General features: G+C 64.2%; 21 protein-coding genes. 3 read left to right on the top strand and 18 right to left on the bottom strand.

The features are described 5' to 3' along the window. The 16 genes from ACTIFF_RS10920 to rpsB all read right to left on the bottom strand — a co-directional run bounded on the left by ACTIFF_RS10920 (position 1) and on the right by rpsB (position 15,236). Positions 1 to 1,005 carry a permease gene (locus ACTIFF_RS10920; RefSeq protein ID WP_439536852.1) on the bottom strand — a complete coding sequence of 335 codons (1,005 nt, stop codon included), beginning with the start codon at positions 1,003 to 1,005 and terminating at the stop codon, positions 1 to 3. Positions 1,006 to 1,105: 100 nt separating this feature from the next. Beyond that, a complete protein-coding gene (gene rnhB / locus ACTIFF_RS10915; RefSeq protein ID WP_439536851.1) occupies positions 1,106 to 1,705 on the bottom strand; it encodes a ribonuclease HII in 600 nt (199 codons plus the stop codon). After that, complete coding sequence (gene lpxB / locus ACTIFF_RS10910; RefSeq protein ID WP_439536850.1) at positions 1,702 to 2,859, bottom strand: lipid-A-disaccharide synthase; 1,158 nt, start codon at positions 2,857 to 2,859, stop codon at positions 1,702 to 1,704. The genes rnhB and lpxB overlap by 4 nt, the downstream gene beginning before the upstream one ends. Continuing rightward, a complete protein-coding gene (lpxA, locus tag ACTIFF_RS10905) occupies positions 2,859 to 3,638 on the bottom strand; it encodes an acyl-ACP--UDP-N-acetylglucosamine O-acyltransferase (protein WP_439536849.1) in 780 nt (259 codons plus the stop codon). The genes lpxB and lpxA overlap by 1 nt, the downstream gene beginning before the upstream one ends. After that, positions 3,638 to 4,072 (bottom strand): 3-hydroxyacyl-ACP dehydratase FabZ, encoded by a 435-nt coding sequence (fabZ, locus tag ACTIFF_RS10900; protein WP_069037473.1) that lies wholly within the window; start codon positions 4,070 to 4,072, stop codon positions 3,638 to 3,640. Before fabZ ends, lpxA begins: the two co-directional genes overlap by 1 nt. Positions 4,073 to 4,082: 10 nt before the next feature. Then, positions 4,083 to 5,123 (bottom strand): UDP-3-O-(3-hydroxymyristoyl)glucosamine N-acyltransferase, encoded by a 1,041-nt coding sequence (lpxD, locus tag ACTIFF_RS10895; protein ID WP_439536848.1) that lies wholly within the window; start codon positions 5,121 to 5,123, stop codon positions 4,083 to 4,085. 6 nt (positions 5,124 to 5,129) lie between these two features. Continuing rightward, positions 5,130 to 5,609 carry an OmpH family outer membrane protein gene (locus tag ACTIFF_RS10890; RefSeq protein WP_373691495.1) on the bottom strand — a complete coding sequence of 160 codons (480 nt, stop codon included), beginning with the start codon at positions 5,607 to 5,609 and terminating at the stop codon, positions 5,130 to 5,132. A 73-nt stretch (positions 5,610 to 5,682) separates the two neighbouring features. Then, entirely contained in the window at positions 5,683 to 7,974 is a 2,292-nt protein-coding gene (gene bamA, locus ACTIFF_RS10885) for an outer membrane protein assembly factor BamA (RefSeq protein ID WP_439536847.1), read from the bottom strand. 19 nt (positions 7,975 to 7,993) lie between these two features. Continuing rightward, positions 7,994 to 9,352: an RIP metalloprotease RseP gene (gene rseP, locus ACTIFF_RS10880; RefSeq protein WP_439536846.1), complete on the bottom strand. Its 1,359-nt coding sequence runs from the start codon at positions 9,350 to 9,352 to the stop codon at positions 7,994 to 7,996. Then, entirely contained in the window at positions 9,349 to 10,509 is a 1,161-nt protein-coding gene (gene ispC / locus ACTIFF_RS10875; RefSeq protein ID WP_439536926.1) for a 1-deoxy-D-xylulose-5-phosphate reductoisomerase, read from the bottom strand. Before ispC ends, rseP begins: the two co-directional genes overlap by 4 nt. After that, the gene (locus tag ACTIFF_RS10870) at positions 10,509 to 11,345 is read right to left on the bottom strand and encodes a phosphatidate cytidylyltransferase (protein WP_439536845.1); all 837 of its coding nucleotides are present in this window, start codon (positions 11,343 to 11,345) and stop codon (positions 10,509 to 10,511) included. Before ACTIFF_RS10870 ends, ispC begins: the two co-directional genes overlap by 1 nt. After that, positions 11,338 to 12,123 (bottom strand): polyprenyl diphosphate synthase, encoded by a 786-nt coding sequence (uppS, locus tag ACTIFF_RS10865; RefSeq protein WP_439536844.1) that lies wholly within the window; start codon positions 12,121 to 12,123, stop codon positions 11,338 to 11,340. The genes ACTIFF_RS10870 and uppS overlap by 8 nt, the downstream gene beginning before the upstream one ends. A 15-nt stretch (positions 12,124 to 12,138) precedes the next feature. Continuing rightward, entirely contained in the window at positions 12,139 to 12,696 is a 558-nt protein-coding gene (frr, locus tag ACTIFF_RS10860; RefSeq protein WP_439536843.1) for a ribosome recycling factor, read from the bottom strand. 76 nt (positions 12,697 to 12,772) lie between these two features. Then, positions 12,773 to 13,486, bottom strand: a complete 714-nt coding sequence (gene pyrH, locus ACTIFF_RS10855; RefSeq protein ID WP_439536842.1) for a UMP kinase — start codon at positions 13,484 to 13,486, stop codon at positions 12,773 to 12,775. Positions 13,487 to 13,496: 10 nt separating this feature from the next. Next, positions 13,497 to 14,396 carry a translation elongation factor Ts gene (gene tsf, locus ACTIFF_RS10850; protein WP_257081756.1) on the bottom strand — a complete coding sequence of 300 codons (900 nt, stop codon included), beginning with the start codon at positions 14,394 to 14,396 and terminating at the stop codon, positions 13,497 to 13,499. A gap of 81 nt (positions 14,397 to 14,477) precedes the next feature. Then, entirely contained in the window at positions 14,478 to 15,236 is a 759-nt protein-coding gene (gene rpsB, locus ACTIFF_RS10845; protein WP_439536841.1) for a 30S ribosomal protein S2, read from the bottom strand. Positions 15,237 to 15,510: 274 nt separating this feature from the next. Here rpsB and map point away from each other — a divergent pair, with 274 nt between their 5' ends. The 3 genes from map to ACTIFF_RS10830 all read left to right on the top strand — a co-directional run bounded on the left by map (position 15,511) and on the right by ACTIFF_RS10830 (position 21,671). Next, on the top strand, positions 15,511 to 16,332 hold the full coding sequence (map, locus tag ACTIFF_RS10840) for a type I methionyl aminopeptidase (RefSeq protein WP_439536840.1): 822 nt from the start codon (positions 15,511 to 15,513) through the stop codon (positions 16,330 to 16,332). 3 nt (positions 16,333 to 16,335) lie between these two features. Further along, the gene (locus tag ACTIFF_RS10835) at positions 16,336 to 18,918 is read left to right on the top strand and encodes a [protein-PII] uridylyltransferase (RefSeq protein WP_439536839.1); all 2,583 of its coding nucleotides are present in this window, start codon (positions 16,336 to 16,338) and stop codon (positions 18,916 to 18,918) included. Between the two features lie 152 nt (positions 18,919 to 19,070). Further along, on the top strand, positions 19,071 to 21,671 hold the full coding sequence (locus ACTIFF_RS10830; protein ID WP_439536838.1) for a bifunctional diguanylate cyclase/phosphodiesterase: 2,601 nt from the start codon (positions 19,071 to 19,073) through the stop codon (positions 21,669 to 21,671). Here ACTIFF_RS10830 and def read toward each other — a convergent pair. Together def and ACTIFF_RS10820 are read right to left on the bottom strand one after the other, a co-directional pair. After that, the gene (gene def, locus ACTIFF_RS10825; protein ID WP_439536837.1) at positions 21,650 to 22,180 is read right to left on the bottom strand and encodes a peptide deformylase; all 531 of its coding nucleotides are present in this window, start codon (positions 22,178 to 22,180) and stop codon (positions 21,650 to 21,652) included. The two genes, ACTIFF_RS10830 and def, sit on opposite strands and share 22 nt — an antisense overlap. Next, positions 22,177 to 22,926: an S-methyl-5'-thioinosine phosphorylase gene (locus ACTIFF_RS10820; RefSeq protein ID WP_439536836.1), complete on the bottom strand. Its 750-nt coding sequence runs from the start codon at positions 22,924 to 22,926 to the stop codon at positions 22,177 to 22,179. Before ACTIFF_RS10820 ends, def begins: the two co-directional genes overlap by 4 nt. Between the last annotated feature and the right edge of the window lie 53 nt (positions 22,927 to 22,979).

Genomic DNA, 22,979 nt, shown 5'->3' with positions numbered 1-22,979 from the left:
TCAGACGAATGCGCCCGCGAAAGCATTGAACAGAAATCCGATCAGCATGATGCCGCTGGCCACAATGCCGACAAACACTGCCAGCAGCGGCGCACGGATGACGCGCTTGAGCATGATGATGGAGGGCAGCGAAAGCGCCGTGACCGACATCATGAATGCCAGCGCCGTACCCAACCCGACCCCGCGTGCCACCAGCGCCTCGGCGATCGGCAGCGTGCCGAAGATGTCGGCATACATCGGCACGCCGATCAGCGTGGCCAGCGGCACCGACCATGCCTTGTCCTGACCGAGCAATCCATTGATCAGGCTCCCGGGAATCCAGTTGTGGATCGCGGCGCCGATGCCGACGCCGATCAGGATGTACAACCAGACCCGGCGAACGATGTCGATGACCTGATCGCGCGCGAACAGCAGGCGCTCGCGTATGCCCGGCTCGCTCTCGTCAAGCTGGATGACCGGGCAGTTGAACACGAAAGGTTCTATGTGGCGCTCCATCCCGGCACGGCTGATCAGCGTACCGCCGATCACCGCAAGCACGACGCCGACGGTCACGTAAGCGATCGCGATCGGCCAGTTGAAAATGCTCGCCAGCAGGATCACCGACGCGAGATCGACCAGCGGCGAGGAAATCAGAAAGGAGAACGTGACACCGATTGGCAGGCCTGCGCTGGTGAAACCGATGAACAGCGGGATTGACGAACAGGAACAGAAAGGTGTCACCGTTCCCAGCAGCGCCGCCAGAACGTTCCCTCGCACACCGGTGAAGCGGCCCAGGATGCGCCGCGTGCGTTCCGGCGGAAAGTGGCTCTGCACGTATGAAATGGCAAAGATGAGCACGCCCAGCAGGATGAATATCTTCACCGTGTCGTAGATGAAGAAATGCACGCTGCCGCCGATGCGGCCACTGACCGGCAGGCCCATGACCTGCTCCACCAGTTGGCGAACCAGATCCGACAGCCACTGCATGCGCAGCAACTGGTCATTGAGCCAGCCGAAAACGGTCACGGGGCGTAAAGGCGGCGGAGCATGCACTGCATGCTAGTCCGATGCAGCACGCGCTTGTTGTGCGTGGTCAACAACCACGCCGGCTGAACCGGAAGGCCGGTCAGTCAGGCGGACCGAAGTCCAGCGCGCACTGCGCCACCGGCGCAAAGCTGCGGCGATGGATGGGCGACGGTCCGTGCTCGCGCAGCGCAGCCAGGTGTTCGCGCGTCGGGTAGCCCTTGTGGCGCGCGATGCCGTACTGCGGGTAGAGCAGCGCGAGCGCCTTCATTTCTTGATCACGGCCGGTCTTGGCGAGGATGGATGCAGCGGAAATCATCGGCTCGGAAGCGTCGCCGCCAACGATGGCGCGCGCAGGCACGACCAGCCCGGGCGGCACACGGTTGCCGTCGATCAGCACTTCGTCCGGCAGCACACCCAGCCCTTCGACGGCTCGCCGCATGGCCAGCATCGAAGCGTGCAGGATGTTCAGGCGGTCGATTTCCTCGACCGTCGCCACGCCCACTGCCCAGGCCAGCGCGCGCTCGCGGATCAGCGGCGCAAGCGCCTCGCGCTTTTTTTCGGACAGTTTCTTGGAGTCGTTCAGACCATCGATCGGCCGCGTCGGGTCGAGGATGACCGCCGCTGCATAGACCGGCCCGCACAGCGGTCCCCGGCCTGCTTCATCGACGCCGGCAGCCTTCCATCCGACGATGCCCGTCACGGTGCGGCCGCTGGCAGATGCGGCAGGATGGCCGCCGCTGCGCGCGCCGCCGTGCCCTGCCTCAGCACCGCATGGAGGCGTTCGAACTCTGCAATCTGCGCGTCGCGCGCCGCCTCGTCGTCCAGCAGGCTGTCGAGCGCATCCGCCAGTTCGCGTGGCGTGGCCGCGTCCTGCAAACGTTCCGGCACGACGAAGCGCCCGGCCATGATGTTGGGCAGGCTGCCCCAGGGCTGGTAGGCCATCCGCTTCATGATCTGCCAGCTCAGTGCGTGCATGCGGTAGGCCATCACGTGCGGCGCGCGACACAGTGCCGCTTCGAGCGTCGCGGTGCCGCTGGCCACCAGTGCGGCGTCGCAGGCCATCAGCGCGTCGCGCGCGTGACCGAACAGGATGGTGATCGGCAGCTCCTTCGCCTTGCAGGTCCACAGCGCCTGTTCGAACAGGGCACGCGTCTCGCGTGTGGCCAGCGGCACGAGGAAGCGCAGCTCCGGATGTCGCTCGTGCAGCAGCCGTGCAGTCTCGATCCAGACGGTCGCGTGATAGCGCAACTCCGACTGCCGGCTGCCCGGCAGCAACGCGACGACGCGGGCATCCTGAGGCAGCGCAAGCCGCTCGCGGGCGTCGAAACGCTGTGGCAGCGGAGATATTTCGTCGGCGAAGGGATGGCCGACATAACTCACCGGCACGCCCTCCTTTTCGTAAAGCGCCGGCTCGAACGGGAACAGGCACAGCATGCGCGACACGCTGCGCGCGATGCCCTTGATGCGTCCGCCTCGCCAGGCCCAGATCGAAGGGCTGACGTAATGGATCGCCGGCACCCCGGCATCGCGCAGGCGGCGCTCCAGCCACAGGTTGAAATCCGGTGCATCGACACCGATGAAAGCGGCCGGCCGCGTCTGAAGGAGGCGGGCGAGCAGCGCGCGGCGGATGCCCGACAATTCGCGATAGTGCCGCAGCACTTCGAAATAGCCGCGCACCGACAGCTTTTCGGCAGGCCACCAGGCATCGAAGCCGGCGGATCCCATGCGCGGGCCGCCGATGCCGACGAAATCGATATCCGGCCGGACGTCGCGCAGCGCCTTGATCAGGTGCGCAGCCAACTGGTCACCGGATGCCTCTCCAGCGACCATGGCCACCGTGATGCGGCCGGACATTATCGGATGATGCCGCGACCGCCCGAAGCGAGGAAGTCGGACAGCAAGGCGACTTCGGGCGTCACTTTCGCCGCCTCGGCGATGGCCGTCCTGGCGTCGTCCAGACTCAGACCTTCGCGGTACAGCGTCTTGTAGGCGCGCTTGATTGCCGAGATGGCCTCACTGCTGTAGCCGCGGCGGCGCAGGCCTTCGCTGTTGATGCCATGCGGCGTCGCCGGCACGCCGTTGGCCAGCACGAAGGGCGGCACGTCCTGCAGCACGCTGGAATGAACGCCGCAGAAGCTGTGTGCGCCCACGCGCACGAACTGGTGCACGCCGGTGAAGCCGCCGAGAATGACCCAGTCACCCACATGCACATGGCCGGCGAGCGCGGTGTTGTTGGCCATGATCGTGTGGCTGCCGACCTGACAGTCGTGCGCCACATGCACATAGGCCATGATCCAGTTGTCGTTGCCGACCCGGGTGACGCCGACATCCTGCGTGGTGCCGCAATTCATCGTCACGTACTCGCGCAGGGTGTTGCGGTCGCCGATTTCGAGGCGCGTCGGCTCGCCGGCGTACTTCTTGTCCTGCGGATCGCCACCGATCGAGCAGAACGGATGAATCTGGTTGTCGCGCCCGATCCTCGTATGGCCGGCAATCACGACGTGCGGATGCACCCGCGTGCCTGCGCCGATCTCGACATGCGGGCCGATCACACTGTAGGCGCCGATGTCGACGCCGTCAGCGAGTTGCGCTGCGGGATCGACGATGGCGGTCGGGTGTACGGTGACAGCCATCAGCTGGGCCGCACCGCACAGAGCAGATCGCATTCGGTCACGACCTGGCCGTCGACCTTGGCGCGGGCGTTGTACTTCCAGATACCGCGCGAGTGACGGATCAGGTCGACCTCGAGGATGAGCTGGTCGCCCGCCATGACTGGCTTCTTGAAGCGCGTGTTGTCGACGCCGCACAGGTAATAGACCGAGTCGGCGTCCGGCGTCGTGCCCAGCGTTTCGAAGGACAGGATGGCAGCGGCCTGGGCCAGCGCTTCGATGATCAGCACGCCCGGCATGACCGGATGGTTCGGAAAGTGCCCCGGGAAGAACGGCTCGTTGATGGTGACGTTCTTCAGCGCGTGGATGTACTTGTTCGCTTCGACGGCAAGCACCCGGTCCACCAGCAGGAACGGGAAACGGTGCGGCAGCGACTTCAGCACCGCGTGGATGTCCATGGATTTCAAGTCAGTCTTCCTTGCTGCTTTGCAGTGATTCGATCTGGCGCTCGAGCGCACGCAGCCGGTCGGCCATGGCGTCGAGCTGGCGGATGCGGACGAAGTTGCGCGACCATTCGGCATGTTCCATCGACGGCAACGAACCGGTGTAGACGCCCGGCTTGCCGATGGACTTGCTGGCGAAGCTGACCGCCGACACGACCACGTCGTCGACGATGTCGATGTGACCCATGATGTTCGACGAGCCGCCTATCATGCAGCGCTTGCCGATGTGCGTGCTGCCGGCCACGCCGGAACAGGCCGCCATGGCCGTGTGCTCGCCGATGTGTACGTTGTGTGCGATCTGGATGAGGTTGTCGAGCTTCACGCCGTCGCTGATCACCGTGTCGTCCAGCGCACCGCGATCGATGGTCGTATTGGCGCCGACTTCCACATCGTTGCCGATGAGCACACGCCCGATCTGCGGAATCTTCACCCAGCTCGCGTCGGTCTCGCGCGCGAAGCCGAAACCGTCGGCACCGATGACCGCACCGGAATGCAGGATGCAGCGCTCACCGATGACCGAACGCGGATAAAGCGTGACGCGGGCATGCAGCCGGCTTCCGGCGCCGATCGAACAGCCCTCGCCGACCACCGATCCTGCGCCAATGGACACGCCCGGACCGATGAATGCGCCTGCCCCGACCACCGCCCCGGCAGCGACCTCGGCGCTGTCATCGACGTGCGCGGTGACATCGACCGATGCATCGGCGTGGATGCCTGCGCACACGGCAGGCTCCGGGTTCAGCAGTTGCGCGACGCGCGCGAAATACAGCGCCGGATTGCGAACACGGATGTGGGGTCGATCGAGACTTTCACCGTCGGTCGGCGATACGATGAAGGCACCGCCGCGGCTTGAATCAAGCGCGCTGCGATACCTCGCACCGGCCATGAAGGCGATCTGCTGCGGCCCCGCGGTGTCGAGTGATGCCACCTGTTCGATCAACAGCTCGGGGTCACCGTGCAGCGTGCCGCCAAGTTGCTCGACCAGGGCGCCAAGTCGGGCTGGCATGGGCCGTTACTTGCCCGGAGGGGGATCTGCAAGCGCCTTCAACACCTTTTCGGTGATGTCGATACGCTGACTGCGATACACCACTTCCTGAAAGATGATGTCGTACTTTTCGGCTTCTGCAATGACCTTGATGGCCTTGTTCGCGCGATCCAGAACGCTGGCCAGTTCTTCGTTGCGCCGCTGATTCAGGTCTTCGCGATATTCGCGCTCGCGCCGCTGCATGTCGCGGGTGAGATCGTTGAATTCGCGTTCTTTCGCCCGCTTGTCGCTTTCGGACAAGGTGACCGCATTCTTTTCCATGGTCTGCTGCATCGACTGCAGCTGCTTGGCCAGCTTTTCAAGTTCCTGGCTGCGCTTCTCGAATTCCTTTTCCAGCTTCTTCTGCGAGCGGACGGCCGGTGCGGCTTCGCGCAGGATGCGTTCCGTATCCACGAAGCCGATCTTCACATCCGTTTCGGAATGTGCAGTCCGCGTCAAACCCATCATCGCCAATGAAATCAATGCGATAAAGGCGAAACGTGAGAAAGTGCTTGACCTGTTCATTCGTGGTATTCGAGGTTCAGAAAGTACTGCCGAGCTGGAACTGGAAGCGCTGGAGGCGATCCGTGGGTTCCTTGTTGAGAGGTTGCGCAATGCTGAACTTCAACGGCCCCATGGGCGAGCTCCATGCCACGGAAAGGCCCGCACTATAGCGCAAATCGCCCAGGCTCAGCGTGTCGCCGGACGCCCAGACCTGCCCTGCATCGATGAATGTACCCAGCCGCAGGGTCTTGTCCTGCGAGCCGGGCAACGGGAACAGCAGCTCGGCGTTGCCGACGATGCGTCGATTGCCACCCACCGTATTGAACAGGATGTTGCCGGCGGCGTCGCGATCCCGTTCGCCGAGTGACGAGGTCTGGAAACCGCGCACCGAGCCGATACCGCCCGCGAAGTAGTTCTTGTAGAAAGGCAGCGGCTTGTCGCTGTATCCATCGCCATAGCCCACATCACCGTTGAGCATCAGGACGAAATCCCAGAACAGCGGAAAGTAGCGCTGATGCTGGTAGGACGCCTTGTAATAGCGCAGCGATCCGGGCGGCAGCGACACTTCGACGTTCACCCGCTGCGTCGATCCCTTGGTCGGGTAGATCACGCTGTCGCGCGTATCGCGCGCCCAGCCAATCGTGCCCACCAGCGAGGTGTTGGAATCGCCGAACTCGTTGACGAAGTTCAGGTAGCGCTGCGGGCTGTTGCTGAAGGTGTCGATGCTGGTCTGATCGACTGCGAGGCCGAAATTGATGCGGTCGTCTTCGCGGATCGGGAACCCCCAGCGCAGGCCGGCGCCGACCGATGACGTGCGGTAATTGCCGATGCGCAGACGCGACGGATCGACGTTGCGCAGATACACGTCGAAACCGCGCGATATGCCGTCCGGCGTGTAATACGGATCTGTGAAGGACAGCGAATAGGTCTTGTTGATGCTGCCGCTGTTCAGGCCCAGCGACAGCGATTTGCCGCTGCCGAACAGGTTCTGCTGCGACACCGACGTGGACAGGATCAGGTTTTCCGAACTGGAGAAGCCGGCGCCGAACGCCAGATTGCCGGTCGGCTTTTCCTTCACCGTCAGATTGACGTCGACCTGGTCGGTGGTTCCCGGTACCGCAGGCGTTTCGACGGTGACACCGTCGAAGTAGCCCAGACGGTCAACCCGCGATTTCGACCGGTTGATCCGCTCGCCGTCGTACCACGCGCCTTCCATCTGGCGGAATTCCCGCCGCACCGCCTCGTCGCGCGTCTTGGTGTTGCCGGCAACGTTGATCCGCCGTACATAGACCCGGCGGCCCGGATCGACGAATACGTTGAACGACACGGTGCGCTTTTCGCGATCCGGTTCTGGCACCGCATTGACGTTGGCGAAGGCGTAGCCGTCATTGCCCAGGCGATCACTGATCGCCTTGGTCGTTTCGGTCAGCTTCTTGCGCGAGAAATCCTCTCCGGCATTCAGCTTGACCAGGCCCCGCAATTCTTCTTCGGGAATCAGCAACTCGCCCGAAAGCTTGACACCGCCGACGGTGTACTTCTCGCCTTCGGTGATCGAAATCGTGATGTAGATGTCCTGCTTGTCCGGCGTGATCGACACCTGCGTCGAGTCGACGTTGAACTCGAGATAACCGCGGTCGAGGTAGTGGCTGCGCAGCGTTTCGACGTCGGCGCTCAGCTTCTGGCGCGAGTACTGATTGTTCTTGTTGTACCAGCTCAGCCAGTCGCCGGTGCTCTGGCTCAGCAGCTTCAGCAGGTCCTTCTCCTTGAAGGACTTCGCACCGACGATGTTGATCTGCTTGATCTTGGCCGCAGCCCCCTCGTTGATTTCGAAGGTGACCGCGACGCGGTTGCGTTCCAGCGGCGTCGTCGTCGTCTTGACGTCAACCGAGTACAGCCCGCGCGTCAGGTACTGCCGCTTCATTTCCTGCTCGGACCGCTCGAGCACGCTGCGGTCGAGGATGCGTGATTCGGCGAGGCCGAAGTCCCGCATGGCCTTCTTGATCGTGTCCTTGTCGAATTCCTTCATGCCGACGAATTCGAGCGACGCAATAGCCGGCCGTTCGTCCACGACCACGACCAGCACATCGCCTTCGACTTCAACCCGCACGTCCTTGAAGAAGCCGGTCGCGAACAGTGCCTTGATGGCTTCTGCCGCCTTGTCTTCGGTGAATGTCTCGCCGACCTTCACCGGCAGGTAGCTGAATACCGTACCCGCTTCGGTGCGCTGGATGCCTTCGACCCGGATGTCCCGCACCACGAAGGGTTCGAAGGCGAACGCATGAGCCGACAACAATCCCGCGAGCAGGGCGGGAAGCAAAAACTTGCGCATGGGGAATTTCAGCGGGCAGTCAACCGAAAAGCCGATTGATATCGTTGTAGAAGGCGAACGCCATGAGCATCAGCAGCAAGGCCAGACCGATCTGCTGGCCGATTTCCATGACTCTTTCAGACACCGGGCCGCCCTTGATAAATTCGACCGTATAGTACATCAAGTGCCCACCGTCCAGCAGCGGCACGGGCAGCAGGTTCAGCACGCCCAGACTGATGCTGATGAGGGCGATGAACTTGATGTAATGCAGCGCGCCCATGGCGGCAGACTGGCCTGCATAGTCGGCAATCGTCACCGGTCCGCTGAGGTTTTTCCACGACAGGTCGCCGGTGATCATGCGGCCGAATGCCTTGAGGCTGAACAGCGCCGTATCCCAGGTCTGCGTGACCGCAAGACCGAACGATTCGATCACGCCGTGTTGCGCCCTGACGAACAGCCGCTCGCGCAGTCCTTCAGGTGTTTCGGGCGTCACGCCAAGTCGGCCGAAACGCTGGCCGCCCTCTTCCACCGCGACCACGTCGGCCTTCAGATCCATTGCGACGCCCTCGCGCAGCACCTGGATCTCCACCAGGCGGCCGCCCAGCTCGCGGACGATGCCGACCATGGAAGCCCAGTCATCGACCGGCTTGCCGTCGATCGCCACGATGCGGTCACCCGGGCGCATGCCGGCCTTGCCGGCAGCGCTGTCGTCAGCCACTGTTGCGACCACCGGATCGATGCGCGGCCGGAACAGCGTGAGGCCGGCGCGATCCATCAGACTGGCGTCCACCTCGGAACCGATGCCCGACAGGTCGATGCGCCGGCTGTTGATTTCGTTGCGCTCGCTGATCGTTTCCATCACCAGCGTGCCGCCATGCAGCGCCGCCTGTGCAACGCTCCAGCGCAGATCCTGGGCGGACACGACGTCCTTGCCGTTGATCGAGCGCACCAGTTCGCCCTCGGTCACGCCGGCCACCGCCGCCGGCGTGCCGGCCACCGGCGCAGCGAGCAGCGGGCGAAGCTCTTCCATGCCGTTGATGAACAGGCCCCAGTAGATCAGGATGGCCAGCAGGAAATTGGCGATCGGCCCGGCCGACACGATGGCGAAACGGCGTCCCACGCTCTGTCGGTTGAAGGCACGTGGAAGCTCCGATGCAGCGACCTCGCCTTCGCGTTCATCCAGCATCTTGACGTAACCACCGAGCGGAAACAGCGCCAGCACCCACTCGGTACGGTCCGGCCCGAAGCGACGCGACAACAGCGGCCGACCGAAGCCGATCGAAAAGCGCAGCACCTTGACGCCGCACAGCCGGGCGATGCTGTAGTGGCCCAGCTCGTGCACCGTGATGAGGATGCCCAGCGCCAGAACAAAGGCGCCGGCGTAGAAGAAGGGGCTCAAGTGCGCGCCCTGATGGCGCGCTGCGCCGTCTGACGGGCAGCGGCGTCGGCGGCAAATACGTCGTCGAGTGTGGTGGCAGGCATGTCGGGCAGCGTATCCAGTGTTTCGGCAATCACGTCTGCTATGGCACGGAAACCAAGCCGACGTTCCAGGAAAGCCGCGACCGCCACTTCATTGGCGGCATTCAGTACGGCCGGCGTGCCCTGTCCGGCGGCCAGCGCGGCAAACGCGAGCCGGAGACAGGGGAAGCGGTCCAGATCCGGGCGTTCGAACACGAGATTGGCCGACATGGCCAGATCGAGCGCACCGACCCCGGACTCGATGCGTTCCGGCCAGGCCAGTGCATGCGCGATCGGCGTGCGCATGTCCGGATTGCCCATCTGCGCCAGCACCGAGCCGTCGACGTATTCAACCATCGAATGCACGATGCTCTGCGGATGGATCACCACATCGATGCGTTCGGCCGGCGTGTCGAACAGCCAGTGCGCCTCGATCACCTCGAGACCCTTGTTCATCATGGTCGCCGAATCGACGGAAATCTTGCGCCCCATTTCCCAGTTCGGATGCGCGCATGCCTGATCCGGCGTCACGTGGTCAAGCTGATCGAGTGGCGTGCAGCGGAACGGACCGCCCGATGCGGTCAGCAGGATGCGGCGCACACCGGCCCTGCCCTGCGTCGGCATGCACTGGAAAACCGCGTTGTGCTCGCTGTCGATCGGCAGCAGCGTGGCGCCGTTCGATGCCACCTCGTGCATGAACACCGCACCGCACATGACGAGGCTTTCCTTGTTGGCCAGCAGGATGCGCTTGCCCGAGCGTGCGGCGGCCAGCGTCGGACGCAGACCGGCGGCACCGACGATGGCCGCCATGACGGTGTCGACCTCGGGCAGCGCGGCAATCATTTCGAGCGCTTCGCTGCCATGCATCACCTCGGTCGGCACTCGCCCCGCCAGCATGCCACGCAGGGTATCGGCGGCACCGGCGTCCGCCACCACGGCGACTTTCGGTGCAAAGGCGAGGCATTGCTCGGCCAGCTTGTCGATCTGGCGGTGGCCGGACAGCGCCACCACCTCGAAACGATCGGGGTGCCGCACCACGACATCCAGCGTGCTGACGCCGATCGATCCGGTGGCGCCGAGTATGGTCAGTCTGCGCATCACGTCTGCGCTCCGGGAAGTAGGTTGAGCAGGGCAAATCCGATCAGCGGCAGCGTTGCAGTCAGGCTGTCGACACGATCGAGTACGCCGCCATGACCGGGCAGTAGCTGACTGCTGTCCTTGATGCCGGCCTGGCGCTTCATCATCGACTCGAACAGGTCACCGACGATGCTGACCGCGGTCAGCAGCATCAGTATCACCGACCAGACCAGCCAGGCGGGCATGTCGGCCTCGGCGAACAGTAGCGGCTTTATCGCCAGACCATAGCATTGCACGGCGATCACCGCGCCGAAGGCACCTTCCCAGGTCTTGCCCGGGCTGATCGCCGGCGCAAGCTTGTGCCGGCCGAACGCTCGACCGGTGAAATATGCGGCGATGTCGGCGATCCACACCACGGCCATCAGCAACAGCAGCGGCACGAGACCCTGTGCGCGCAGCTGTATCAGCGCCAGCGCAGGCGGCAGCAACACGACCACACCGGTCAGCGCCATCCAGAAGGCCGACGGACGGCCGCCGCGCCACATCCATGCCGGGACGACCACCAGCCAGAATGCGATGGCGAGCGCGTGCAGGGCGGAGAGCGGACGCATGGCCTCCGGCAGCACGCCGGTCGGGCCGAAGGCGAACGCCGCGGCAGCCGCAACGAGCAGGAAGGTGATCACGCCGGAACCGATGGCACCGCCGGGGGCAAGACCGCTCAGACGTCCCCACTCCCAGCCGGCGAGACCGAGGATGACCGCCACCAGCCAGCCCCAGGCGGTCAGATCGAGCAGGGTCAGTGCAGCGTACAGACCTGCCAGCAATGCGATGGCGGTCAGTACCCGCTGCTTAAGCATGCCGGCCGACCGCGCCGAGCGCGGCTGCGGTGGCAGCCTGCACCTGTTCGCTGGTGCGTCCGAAACGGCGTTCGCGCTGCTGGAAGGACGCGATGGCTTCATCGACCGCCGACCCGTTGAATTCGGGCCACAGCTTGTCGGTGAAATACAGCTCGGTATAAGCCAGTTGCCAGAGCAGGAAGTTGCTGATGCGCTGTTCGCCGCCGGTGCGGATGAACAGGTCAGGTTCCGGCGCGTAGGCCATCGCCAGATGCGGGGTCAGATCACTCTCGACGAATCCTTCGCGCCGCGAGGGATTTGCCTTCAGCATGCATTCGGTCGCCTGCAGGATGTCCCAGCGGCCGCCGTAATTTGCGGCAACCGTGAGGTTGAGCCCGGTATTGCCGGCGGTCAGCGCTTCGGCGCTGCGGATCATGTCGATCAGTTTGGGTTCGAAGCGCGACAGGTCACCGATGACGCGCAGCCGTATCGAGTTCTCGTGCAGGCGGACGACCTCCTCTTCCAGTGCACGCATGAACAGCTGCATCAGGAAGCTCACCTCTTCCGGCGGACGACGCCAGTTTTCCGAGCTGAACGCGAACAACGTGAGGTAGCCGACGCCGCGCTCGGCGCAGCGCGACACCACGGCGCGCACGGCTTCGACCCCCTTGCGGTGCCCGGCCACCCGCGGCATGAAGCGGCGCCGCGCCCACCGGCCATTGCCGTCCATGATGATGGCGATGTGCTGCGGAACCGGCAGGTTGCCGCCGTCGACCGGCTTGCTGGAGCGCGAGGACACGATGCGGGTTCGGCCTCAGACCGCCATCAGGTCTTGTTCTTTCTGCGCGAGCAGCTTGTCGACCTCCGAAATGTAGCGGTCGGTCAGCTTCTGGATGTCGTCCTGCGTGCGCCGCTCGTCATCTTCCGAAATGGTTTTGGCCTTGACGGCGTCCTTCAGCACGCTGTTTGCGTCACGGCGCAGGTTGCGCACCGCGATGCGGCCGTTTTCGGCTTCGCCGCGCACCACCTTGATCAGTTCCTTGCGCCGCTCTTCGGTCAGCGCAGGCATCGGCACGCGCACCACATCGCCCATCGCCGACGGGTTCAGGCCCAGGTCGGAATCGCGGATGGCCTTCTCGACCACCGGCAACAGCTTCTTTTCCCACGGCTGTACGCCAATGGCGCGCGCGTCGATCAGCGTGACATTGGCCACCTGACTCAGCGGCACCATGGTGCCGTAGTAATCGATCTGGATGTGGTCGAGGATGCCGGTGTGGGCGCGACCGGTGCGCACCTTGCCGAAGTCGGCCTTGAGCGACTCCAGCGTCTTCTGCATCTTCTGTTCTGTGGTTTTCTTCAACTCGGGGATCATGAAGTCGCCTCTTGTTGGAAGTTGCGGCCGCTCGTCGGCAGCCTGTTGAGCCATGGCGAGCGCAAAACACGCACCACTATATATGGACCAGCGTGCCCTCGTCTTCGCCCATCACCACGCGCTTGAGTGCGCCCGGCTTGAAAATGCTGAACACCTTGATCGGCAGTTGCTGGTCGCGGCACAAGGCGAGCGCCGTGGCGTCCATCACCTTGAGGTCGCGGCTGATCGCCTCGTCGAAGCTGATGCGCTCGTAGCGGGTCGCATCGGGCACCTTCATCGGGTCGGCGCTGTACACGCCGTCGACCTTGGTCGCCTTGAGCACGATCTCCGCCTCGATTTCGCGTCCGCGCAGCGCAGCCGCCGTGTCGGTCGTGAAGAAGGGGTTGCCCGTACCGGCGGCGAAAATGACGACCTTGCCTTCTTCCAGATAGCGGATCGCCTTGCCTCGGATGTAGAACTCGACGACCGGCTCGATGCTCAGCGCCGACTGAACCCGTGCGGCAACACCGGCCTGACGCATTGCATCGCCCAGCGCGAGCGCGTTCATCACCGTCGCCAGCATGCCCATGTAGTCGGCTGTGGCGCGGTCCATGCCGGCCGCGCCGCCCGCCACACCGCGGAAAATGTTGCCCCCGCCGATCACCACACCCACTTCGACGCCCAGGGCGCGGATTTCGGCGATCTCCGCAACGATGCGGGCAAGCATGTCGCGGCTGATGCCGTAGTCGTCGTCGCCCATCAGGGCCTCACCCGACAGTTTCAGCAGTATCCGGCGGTAGGCAACAGTCATGCAGGCTCCTTCAGCGTGCTGCAGCGGCTGCAGCGGCCTGTGCGGCCACTTCGGCAGCGAAGTCGGTCGTCTTCTTCTCGATGCCTTCACCGACCAGGTAGAGCGTGAAGCCGGCGATCTTCGCCGACTTCGCCTTCAGCAGCTGCTCGATGGTCTGCTTGCCGTCTTCGGCCTTGACGAAAACCTGGCCGAGCAGCGTCACTTCCTTCAGGAACTTCTGCACCGAGCCTTCGGCGATCTTGGTGATCATCTCTTCCGCCTTGCCGGCTTCGCGCGCCTTTTCGATCGCGACGCGACGTTCGGCTTCGATCAAGTCGGCCGACACGCCACTCGAGTCGAGCGACTTCGGCTTCGACGCGGCAATGTGCATCGCCAGATCCTTGGCGAGCGCTTCGTCGCCCCCGACGACATCGACCAGCACACCGATCTTCGAGCCGCCATGAACGTAACTGGCGACCTTGCCTTCGGCGGCAATGCGCACGAAACGGCGGATCGACATGTTTTCACCGATCTTGCCGACCAGCGCAGCGCGCGTCGACTCGACCGTGCCTTCGCCCATCGGCAGCGCCGACAGCGCGGCGACGTCAGCCGGGTTGTGCTCGGCGATCAGCTTTGCGCTGCCATTGACCAGGGCGAGGAAATCGTCGTTCTTCGCCACGAAGTCGGTTTCGCAATTGACTTCGACCATCGCGGCAAGCTTGCCGTCGGCCGACAGATAGAGGCCGACAATGCCTTCGGCCGTCACACGGGCAGCGGCCTTGCTGGCCTTGTTACCCAGTTTCACGCGAAGGATTTCTTCTGCCTTCTGCAGGTCGCCACCGGCTTCGGTCAGCGCCTTCTTGCATTCCATCATCGGAGCGTCGGTCTTCTCACGCAGCTCCTTGACCATTCCTGCGGTGATTTCCGCCATGCTGAGTCCCGCCTTCCATCAACTGTTCTTGCAATTCGTCAAACACCCGGCAACCGCGCGAGCGGCCGCCGGGACGGTTCATCAGGCCTGCGGTTCCGCTTCGGCTTCGACCTCGACGAATTCGTCGTCGCCCTTGAGCTGTGCGACCAGATCCTGGGCGGCGCTGTTGCGACCTTCCAGGATGGCGTCAGCCACGCCCGATGCGTACAGGCGAATGGCACGACTCGAGTCGTCGTTGCCCGGAATCACGTAGTCCACGCCGAGCGGCGAGTGATTGGTATCGACCACCGCGATCACCGGAATGCCGAGCTTGTTGGCTTCCGTGATGGCGATCTTGTGGAAACCGACGTCGATCACGAACAGCGCATCCGGCAGGCCGTTCATGTTCTTGATGCCGCCGATGCTCTTCTGCAGCTTGATCAGCTCGCGCTGCAGTACCAGGGCTTCCTTCTTCGGCATGCGTTCCATGCTGCCGTCCTCGACCAGCTGCTCGAGGTCCTTCAGGCGCTTGACCGACAGCTTCAGCGTCTTGAAGTTGGTCAGCATGCCGCCGAGCCAGCGCTCATCGACGTACGGCACGCCTGCGCGCTGCGCTTCTTCTGCCACGATTTCACGGGCCTGGCGCTTGGTGCCGACCAGCAGGATGGTGCCCTTGTTGGAGGACATGCGGCGGATGAAGGCCATTGCCTCGTTGTAGCGGGCAACCGTCTTTTCCAGGTTGATGATGTGAATCTTGTTGCGATGGCCGAAAATGTACGGGGCCATCTTGGGGTTCCAGAAGCGGGTCTGATGTCCGAAATGGACACCCGCCTCCAGCATTTCACGCATGGATACGGACATTGAAGTCTCCGATCAGGGTTTAACCTCCGCCCGGCCGTGTTCGCAGCCGCAATGTCCGGCTACGCACCCTATCGGTCGAGCTGCCGTATCAACGGCAGCACCGGGCGTGTGGATTTGTCTGACGTACCTGATAGGTACTGGAATCAAACAGCCCACGATTCTAGCAGTCGCAGTGCAACAAACTCAAGCAGTCCGGCACGCAAGCGTTTGCCGCCGTCGGGCGCTTCGGCTAACCTGAGTGGTCCCCGAGCGTATTTGAAGAGCCGTTACCCCTATGAGCGTCACCATCAAGACTGCGGAAGAAATCGAGAGCATGCGCGTCGCGTGCAAGCTGGCGTCAGAGGTGCTCGATTTCATCGAACCGCATGTCCAGCCCGGCATCACGACCGAAGAACTTGACCGGTTGTGCCACGACTACATGGTGAATGAGCAGAAAACCATCCCGGCGCCGCTCAACTACGCGCCGCCGGGCTACAGCCCGTTCCCGAAGTCGATCTGCACGTCGGTCAATCATGTCGTGTGCCACGGCGTTCCGGCACCGCGTGCGCTGAAGAAGGGTGACATCGTCAACCTGGACATCACGGTGATCAAGGATGGCTTTCACGGCGACACCAGCCGCATGTTCATGGTCGGCAACGAAGTCAGCAAGCAGGCCAGCCGGCTGTGCCAGATCACCTTCGAATGTCTGTGGCTCGGCATCTCCCGCGTCAGACCGGGTGCGCGCCTGGGCGATATCGGTCACGTGATACAGCGGCATGCCGAAACGAACGGATTTTCGGTGGTGCGCGAATTCTGCGGTCACGGCATCGGTCGCAAGTTCCACGAGGATCCGCAGGTGCTCCACTACGGCAAGCCCGGCACCGGCATGGAACTGCAGCCCGGCATGATCTTCACCATCGAGCCGATGGTGAATGCCGGCCGCGCCGCGGTGTCCGAACTGGCGGATGGCTGGACCATCGTCACGCGCGACCGCACGCTGTCTGCGCAGTGGGAACATACGGTGGTCGTCACCGACGACGGTTACGAGGTGTTGACCGTGTCCGACGGCTGCCCACCCCCGCCAGCGCTGATCGGCGACATCCGCGGAGCGGCCTGACGGGTGGATGCCCCGGCCGGTACCGATGCGCTGCGCCTGCTGGCGGCCACGCTGCGTGCCGAGCTGTCGGCGGCCCAGCAACGGCTGCGTGAAACGTTCGAACGTGACGGCAACAGCCAGCGCCTGCTGCGCGACCGCGCCCGCGCGGTCGATGCCGCCCTGCGCCAGCTCTGGGCCGCTGCCGGCATGCCGCGCTCGGCGGCGCTGGTTGCCGTCGGTGGCTATGGTCGCGGCGAGCTGTATCCGGCGTCGGACGTCGACCTGCTGTTCCTGACCCCGCCGCAGCTGTCGCCGGACATCGAAGCGCGGCTGGAAATGCTGGTCGGCCTGTTGTGGGACATCGGTCTGGATATCGGCCACAGCGTCCGGTCGGTCGGCCAGTGCGTAGACGAGGCGTCGCGCGACATCACGGTCGAAACCACGCTGCTCGAAGCGCGCCTGCTGGCCGGCTCCCGCCGCATGTTCCGCGAACTGAGCCACGCGCTGGCGACCCAGCGCGATCCGGGCAGCTTTTTCAAGGCCAAGCGCCTGGAGCAGGACGAACGCCACCAGCGCTATCAGGAAACCCCTTACAGCCTGGAGCCGAACTGCAAGGAAAGTCCGGGCGGGCTGCGCGATCTGCAGGTGATCCAGTGGATCGCGCGCGCCAGCCGGTTCGGCTCGACCTGGGCCGAACTGGCTGCGCGCGGTTTGATCACGCCGACCGAATCGCGCCAGCTGCATCGGATCGAACGTTTCATGCGCGACACCCGGGTCCGGCTGCACCTGATCGCCCGCCGGCGCGAAGACCGGCTGATCTTCGACCACCAGGAAGCGCTGGCTGCGGCGTTCGGCATGCAGGCCACGCCGACCCGCCGCGCCTCCGAAGTGTTCATGCAGCGCTACTACCGCAGCGCGAAGATGATCACCCAGCTGAACACCATCCTGCTGCAGAACATCTCCGCCGCGCTGTTTCCGTCCGACGACACCGTCGTGCAGCCGATCAATGCGCGCTTTCAGTCCAGCCGGGAACTGCTCGACGTGGTGTCGGAGGACGTATTCGAGCGCACGCCGAGCGCACTGCTCGAATGTTTCACGCTGCTGCAGACGCACCGCGAACTCAAGGGCATGACGGCGCGCACGCTGCGCGGATTGTGGCGGGCGCGCCGCCTGATCGATGCGAAGTTCCGGCGCGACCCGCAGAACCGCATGCTGTTCCTGTCGCTGTTCCAGCAGACACGTGGCCTGGTGCATGAAATCCGCCGCATGAACCAGTACGGGATCCTCGGCCGCTATCTGCCTGCCTTCGGCCGCATCGTCGGCCAGATGCAGCACGACCTGTTTCATGTCTACACCGTCGACCAGCACATCCTGCAGGTGATGCGCAACGTGCGCCGTTTCACGATGGCCGAGCACGCGCACGAATATCCGCTGCTGTCGCGTCTGATCACCGCATTCGAACGACGCTGGCTGCTCTATCTGTCGGCGCTGTTCCACGATATCGCGAAGGGCCGCGGCGGCGACCATTCGCAGCTGGGCATGCGCGACGCACGCCTGTTCTGCATGCAGCACGGCATCGATGCCGAAGACGCCGAACTGGTGGTGTTCCTGGTCGAGCACCATCTGTCGATGTCATCGGTCGCACAGAAGCAGGATCTGTCCGACCCGGACACCATCCGCGCCTTCGCCGCGCTGGTGCGCACCGAACGTCGTCTGACGGCGCTGTACATCCTGACCCATGCCGACATCCGCGGCACCAGTCCCAAGGTGTGGAATGCCTGGCGCGGCAAACTGCTGGAGGACCTCTACTTCTCGACCCTGCGCGTCCTTCAGGGCGAAAGTCCGGGCGCATCCGGCACGCCCGACCGGCAGGAGGAAGCACGCCACCTGCTGCGCTACTTCGGCCTGCGCGAAGGCATCGAAAACGAGTTCTGGGCCAGACTCGACACCGTGTACTTCATGCGGCACGAGGCGGACGAAATCGCCTGGCACACGCGCATGCTCTACTTCCAGGCCAACGCCAGCACACCGGTCGTCAAGGCGCGACCCAATCAGGTCGGCGACGGCCTGCAGGTGATGGTCTATGCACCCGACCAGCCCGATCTGTTCATGCGCCTGTGCGGCTTCTTCGGCCGGCTCGGCTACAGCATCGCCGATGCGAAGATCCACACCACGACCGACCGGCACGCGCTGGACAGCTTCATCCTGCTCGATCCGAACCGGCACCTGAATTCGCGCGACATGATTGCGCTGATCGAAACCGGGCTGGCTGAACGACTGCAGAACCAGACGCTTGCAGAGCAACCGGTCACCGGCCGGCTGTCACGCGAGGTCAGGCACTTCCCGATCACGCCCGAAGTGCTGATCAAGCCGGACGAACGCAAGCAGCACCACATCATGCACGTCACGGCCGCCGACCGTCCCGGGCTGCTCTATTCGGTCGCCCGCGTGCTGGCCGCGCACCACATCAATCTGCACACCGCCAAGATCACCACGCTCGGCGACCGGGTGGAAGACGTGTTTCTCGTTTCCGGTGCCGAACTGGAAAAAAGCACGACGCTGATCAGACTCGAGCAGGAGCTGCTCGGAGAACTCGCTATCCTGTAGTGAAGCCGTTCGGCACGGCGTGAATCGGCGCTATGCTCCAGACACACCATCCATACACCCCATACCGACATCGCTTCCGGACACCCGAAAAAGATCGCTCACAGGCGCTCGATCACGCCCTGAAAACCTTGCGCACGAACCGGATCTGACCGTTGAGTTTCTCCACGTACAACCCACGTCGCCTGTCCCTGCTTGACCGGAGCAAGCCGCTGGCGGTCGCCCTGATCGCGCTGCTGTCGGGACTGGCGCTGACCGCCTACATCGCCGATGTCGAAGCGGACCAGATGCTGCAGCGCCAGCGCGGTGAAGTCGCCGCCCAGGCGGGCGTCGTGCGGGCGCGGCTGGAGAGCGAAATCAACAGTGCCGCGCATCTGTCACTCGGCCTGGTCAGTTACGTAGCCGCCAACCCCGCCATCACCGCCGATGCCTTCAACCGGGTAAGCGAACGCATGTTGGCCTACGGACGCCACGTACGCAGCATTGCGCTGGCGCCTGACAACGTGCTGCGCTTCGTCAATCCGCTCGCCGGCAACGAAGCTGCGCTCGGCCTGCGCTATCTGGACCATCCGACGCAACGCGATGCGGTGCTCAAGATGATGGAAAGCCGGCGCTTCGTGCTCGCCGGCCCGCTCGATCTGGTGCAGGGCGGCGTCGGTCTGATCAACCGCTTTCCGATCTATCTGCCTGCGGCGGATGGACGCCCGGAAAGGTATTGGGGACTGGCGTCCATCGTGCTGCGATTCGACACCCTGCTCAAGGCAAGCGGACTGCTGGATGCGAACCAGAGCGTCCGCTACGCCCTGCGCGGTCGTGACGGCATGGGCGCAGACGGCGAAGTCATCCATGGCGAACCGGACATCTTCAGCCTCGACCCGGTCAAGGTCGATGTCGTGCTGCCGGACAACGCGCGCTGGCAGCTGGCCGCGGTGCCGGTTGGCGGCTGGCGCGGCGCGCTGCAGGACACCCGCGTCATCAGCATATGGATGGCCGGCAGCCTGGTGTCTGTTGCGATCGCGGGCCTGCTCGGTCTCGGGCAGTTGCAGATCCGGCGCATCCGGCTGCGCGACGCCGATCTGTCGCTGGCCGCCAGCGTGATCCAGAGTTCGAACGAAGCCATCGTGGTGACCGACGAAGGGGATCGCATCGTGTCGGTCAACCCGGCATTTTTGAAACTCACCGGCCTGACGCGCGAAGCCGTGCTCGGCAAGCTTGCATCAACCGTGGTGTCGACGCCCTACGACGCGTCGAGTCACGCGTCCTTTGCGCAACGCATCGACGCCGGCGGCGACTGGTCGGGCGAACTGGACGACCGACGCGCCGACGGCGAAACCTATCCGAAGCGACTCAGCATCTACCCGGTCGGCGGGCAGGGCGGCGACGTCCATTACGTACACTCCTTCAGTGACATCAGCGAACGCAAGGCCGCCGAACGCAAGATCCATCATCTGGCTCACCACGACGCGCTGACCGGGCTTCCGAACCGGCTCAGCCTGCAGGGCCGCATGGAACAGGCGATGGCCGAAGCGCGCCGGCACGGCACGCTGATTGCCGTGATGATGATCGACATGGACCACTTCAAGGACATCAACGACACGCTCGGTCATCACGTGGGCGACGCGCTGCTGGTGGATGTCGCGCAGCGGCTGCTCTGCTGTGTGCGCTTGAGTGATGTGGTGGCGAGACTGGGCGGCGACGAATTCGTCGTGCTGGTGACCGACATGGCCTCGACGCTCACCGCTGCCGCCGTCGCGGAGAAGATCGTTTCGGCGCTGTCGGCGCCGTATCAGGTCGAGGCCTACCGGCTGCACTCGACGCCCAGCGTCGGCATCGGCGTGTTCCCGAATGACGGCACCTCGGTCGATACGCTGCTGCGCAACGTGGATACCGCGATGTATCACGCGAAGGCCGCAGGCCGGAACAACTACCAGTTCTTCGACCAGAGCATGTCGGCCAATGCCAGCGAGCGGCTGGCCCTGCAGGGCAGCCTGCACCATGCGATCGAATCCCGTCAGTTCGTGCTGCACTACCAGCCGCAGATAGAAGTCGCCAGTGGCCGGCTGGTCGGCGTAGAGGCACTGGTGCGCTGGCAGCATCCGGAGCGCGGTCTGGTACCGCCGAACAGCTTCATTCCGATCGCCGAAGAGAGCGACCTGATCATCAAGCTCGGCGAATGGATCCTGCAGGAGGCCTGCTGGCAGCTGAGCCGCTGGAAGGATCAGGGCCTGATGCTGCGGGTATCGGTCAATCTGTCGGCGCGCCAGCTGCGCTCGAAGAACCTGCTGTACCAGGTCGAGGACACGCTGAATCGGCACGGCCTGCGCCCGGGCGAGCTCGAACTTGAAATCACCGAAAGCGTGGCCATGGACAACCCGGAGGCCACGCTGCGCATGCTCGGCCAGTTGCGCGAGTTGGGCGTCGAACTGGCGATCGACGATTTCGGAACCGGCTATTCATCGCTGAGCCATCTGAAACTGATGCCGCTGCAGCGACTGAAGATCGACCGCTCGTTCGTGAAGGACATCGAAAGCGATCCGGACGACGCGGCCATCTGCGCGGCGACAATCAGTCTGGCGCAGAACCTGGGGCTCAGCGTGGTGGCCGAAGGTGTGGAAACGGACGCCCAGCTCGCCTTCCTCGACAATCTGGGCTGCGAATGCGTGCAGGGCTACCTGTTCAGCAAGCCGCTGCCGGCCGCCGAACTCGAAGCGTGGGCCGCGCAGCACGCGGCCGCTCAGTCGTCGCTGGCGTCCTGATCGGGAAACAGCACCTCGGTGTAGCCGAATCGGCTGAAGTCACGTACCCGCATCGGGTACAGCACGCCATCGAGATGGTCGCACTCATGCTGCACCACCCGGGCGTGAAAGCCATCGACCTCGCGCTCGATCGGCGTGCCCTGCGGATCGAAGCCGCTGTAGTGCAGCCGGGCATGGCGCGCCACGACGCCGCGCAGGCCGGGCACCGACAGGCAGCCTTCCCAGCCCTCTTCCATTTCCTTGCCGAGCGGTGTCAGCACCGGATTGACCAGCACGGTGAACGGCACGACCGGTGCCTCGGGATAGCGCACCGACGGTGAGCCGCCGAACACCACGACCCGCAGATCCACGCCGATCTGCGGCGCTGCAAGTCCGGCGCCATCGGCCGCCTGCATGGTGTCGATCAGGTCCTGCACCAGCGCATCGAGTTCCGGGCAGTTGAAGCGCGTGACCGGCTGCGCCACGCGCAGCAGCCGCGGGTCACCCATGCGCAGGATGTCGCGGATCATGCGCACTCCCCGTTCGCGCACAGGGCTTCGAGCAGGCGGCGCACGCGCGTCATCGCTTCCTGCAGCATGTCCTCGATGGCCGACATTTCGATGCCGTGCAGCGAATCGCCGCGCCCTGCTGCGTGATTGACCACGACATTGATCGCCGCATAGGCCAGACCTGCCTCGCGCGCCAGCACCGCTTCAGGCATGCCGGTCATGCCGACGAGATGTGCGCCGTCGCCCTCCAGCCGATTGATTTCCGCCGCCGTCTCCAGACGCGGTCCCTGGGTTGCGGCATAGACGGCTCCATCGACCACCTGCTCGCCGGCCCGCGCCGCGGCATCAAGCAGCGCCCGGCGCAGGGTGGCGTCGTAGGGCTCGGTGAAATCGATGTGCTTCACCTGCCCATCGTGGCCATCGAAGAAGGTGCTGTGACGGCCCCATGTGTAATCGATGATCTGGTCCGGCACCACCAGCGTGCCCGGCCCGAGATCGGCCCGGATGCCGCCGACCGAGGCGACGGACACGATGCGCGCCACGCCGACGCTGCGCAGCGCCGAAATGTTCGCGCGGTAGTTCACGCGGTGCGGCGCAATGGTATGACCGTAACCGTGGCGCGCGATGAATACCAGATCGCGTCCGGCCAGCCGGCCGAAGGTCAGCGGGCCGGATGGCTCGCCGTAGGGCGTACGCACCACTTCACGACGGGTGACGTCAAGATTGGCCAGCTGCGTCAGACCGCTGCCACCGATGATCGCCAGCATGGATGCACTCCTTTGTCCCGGGTCGCGCAGTCTATCAGGCGAAAAAAAGCCCG

This window comes from Methyloversatilis sp. (genome assembly GCF_051861465.1).
In the GTDB taxonomy this organism is placed as follows: Bacteria; Pseudomonadota; Gammaproteobacteria; order Burkholderiales; family Rhodocyclaceae; genus Methyloversatilis.
The sequence above is the reverse complement of the archived record's forward strand: the minus strand, read 5'-3'. Positions and strand labels throughout refer to the sequence as shown.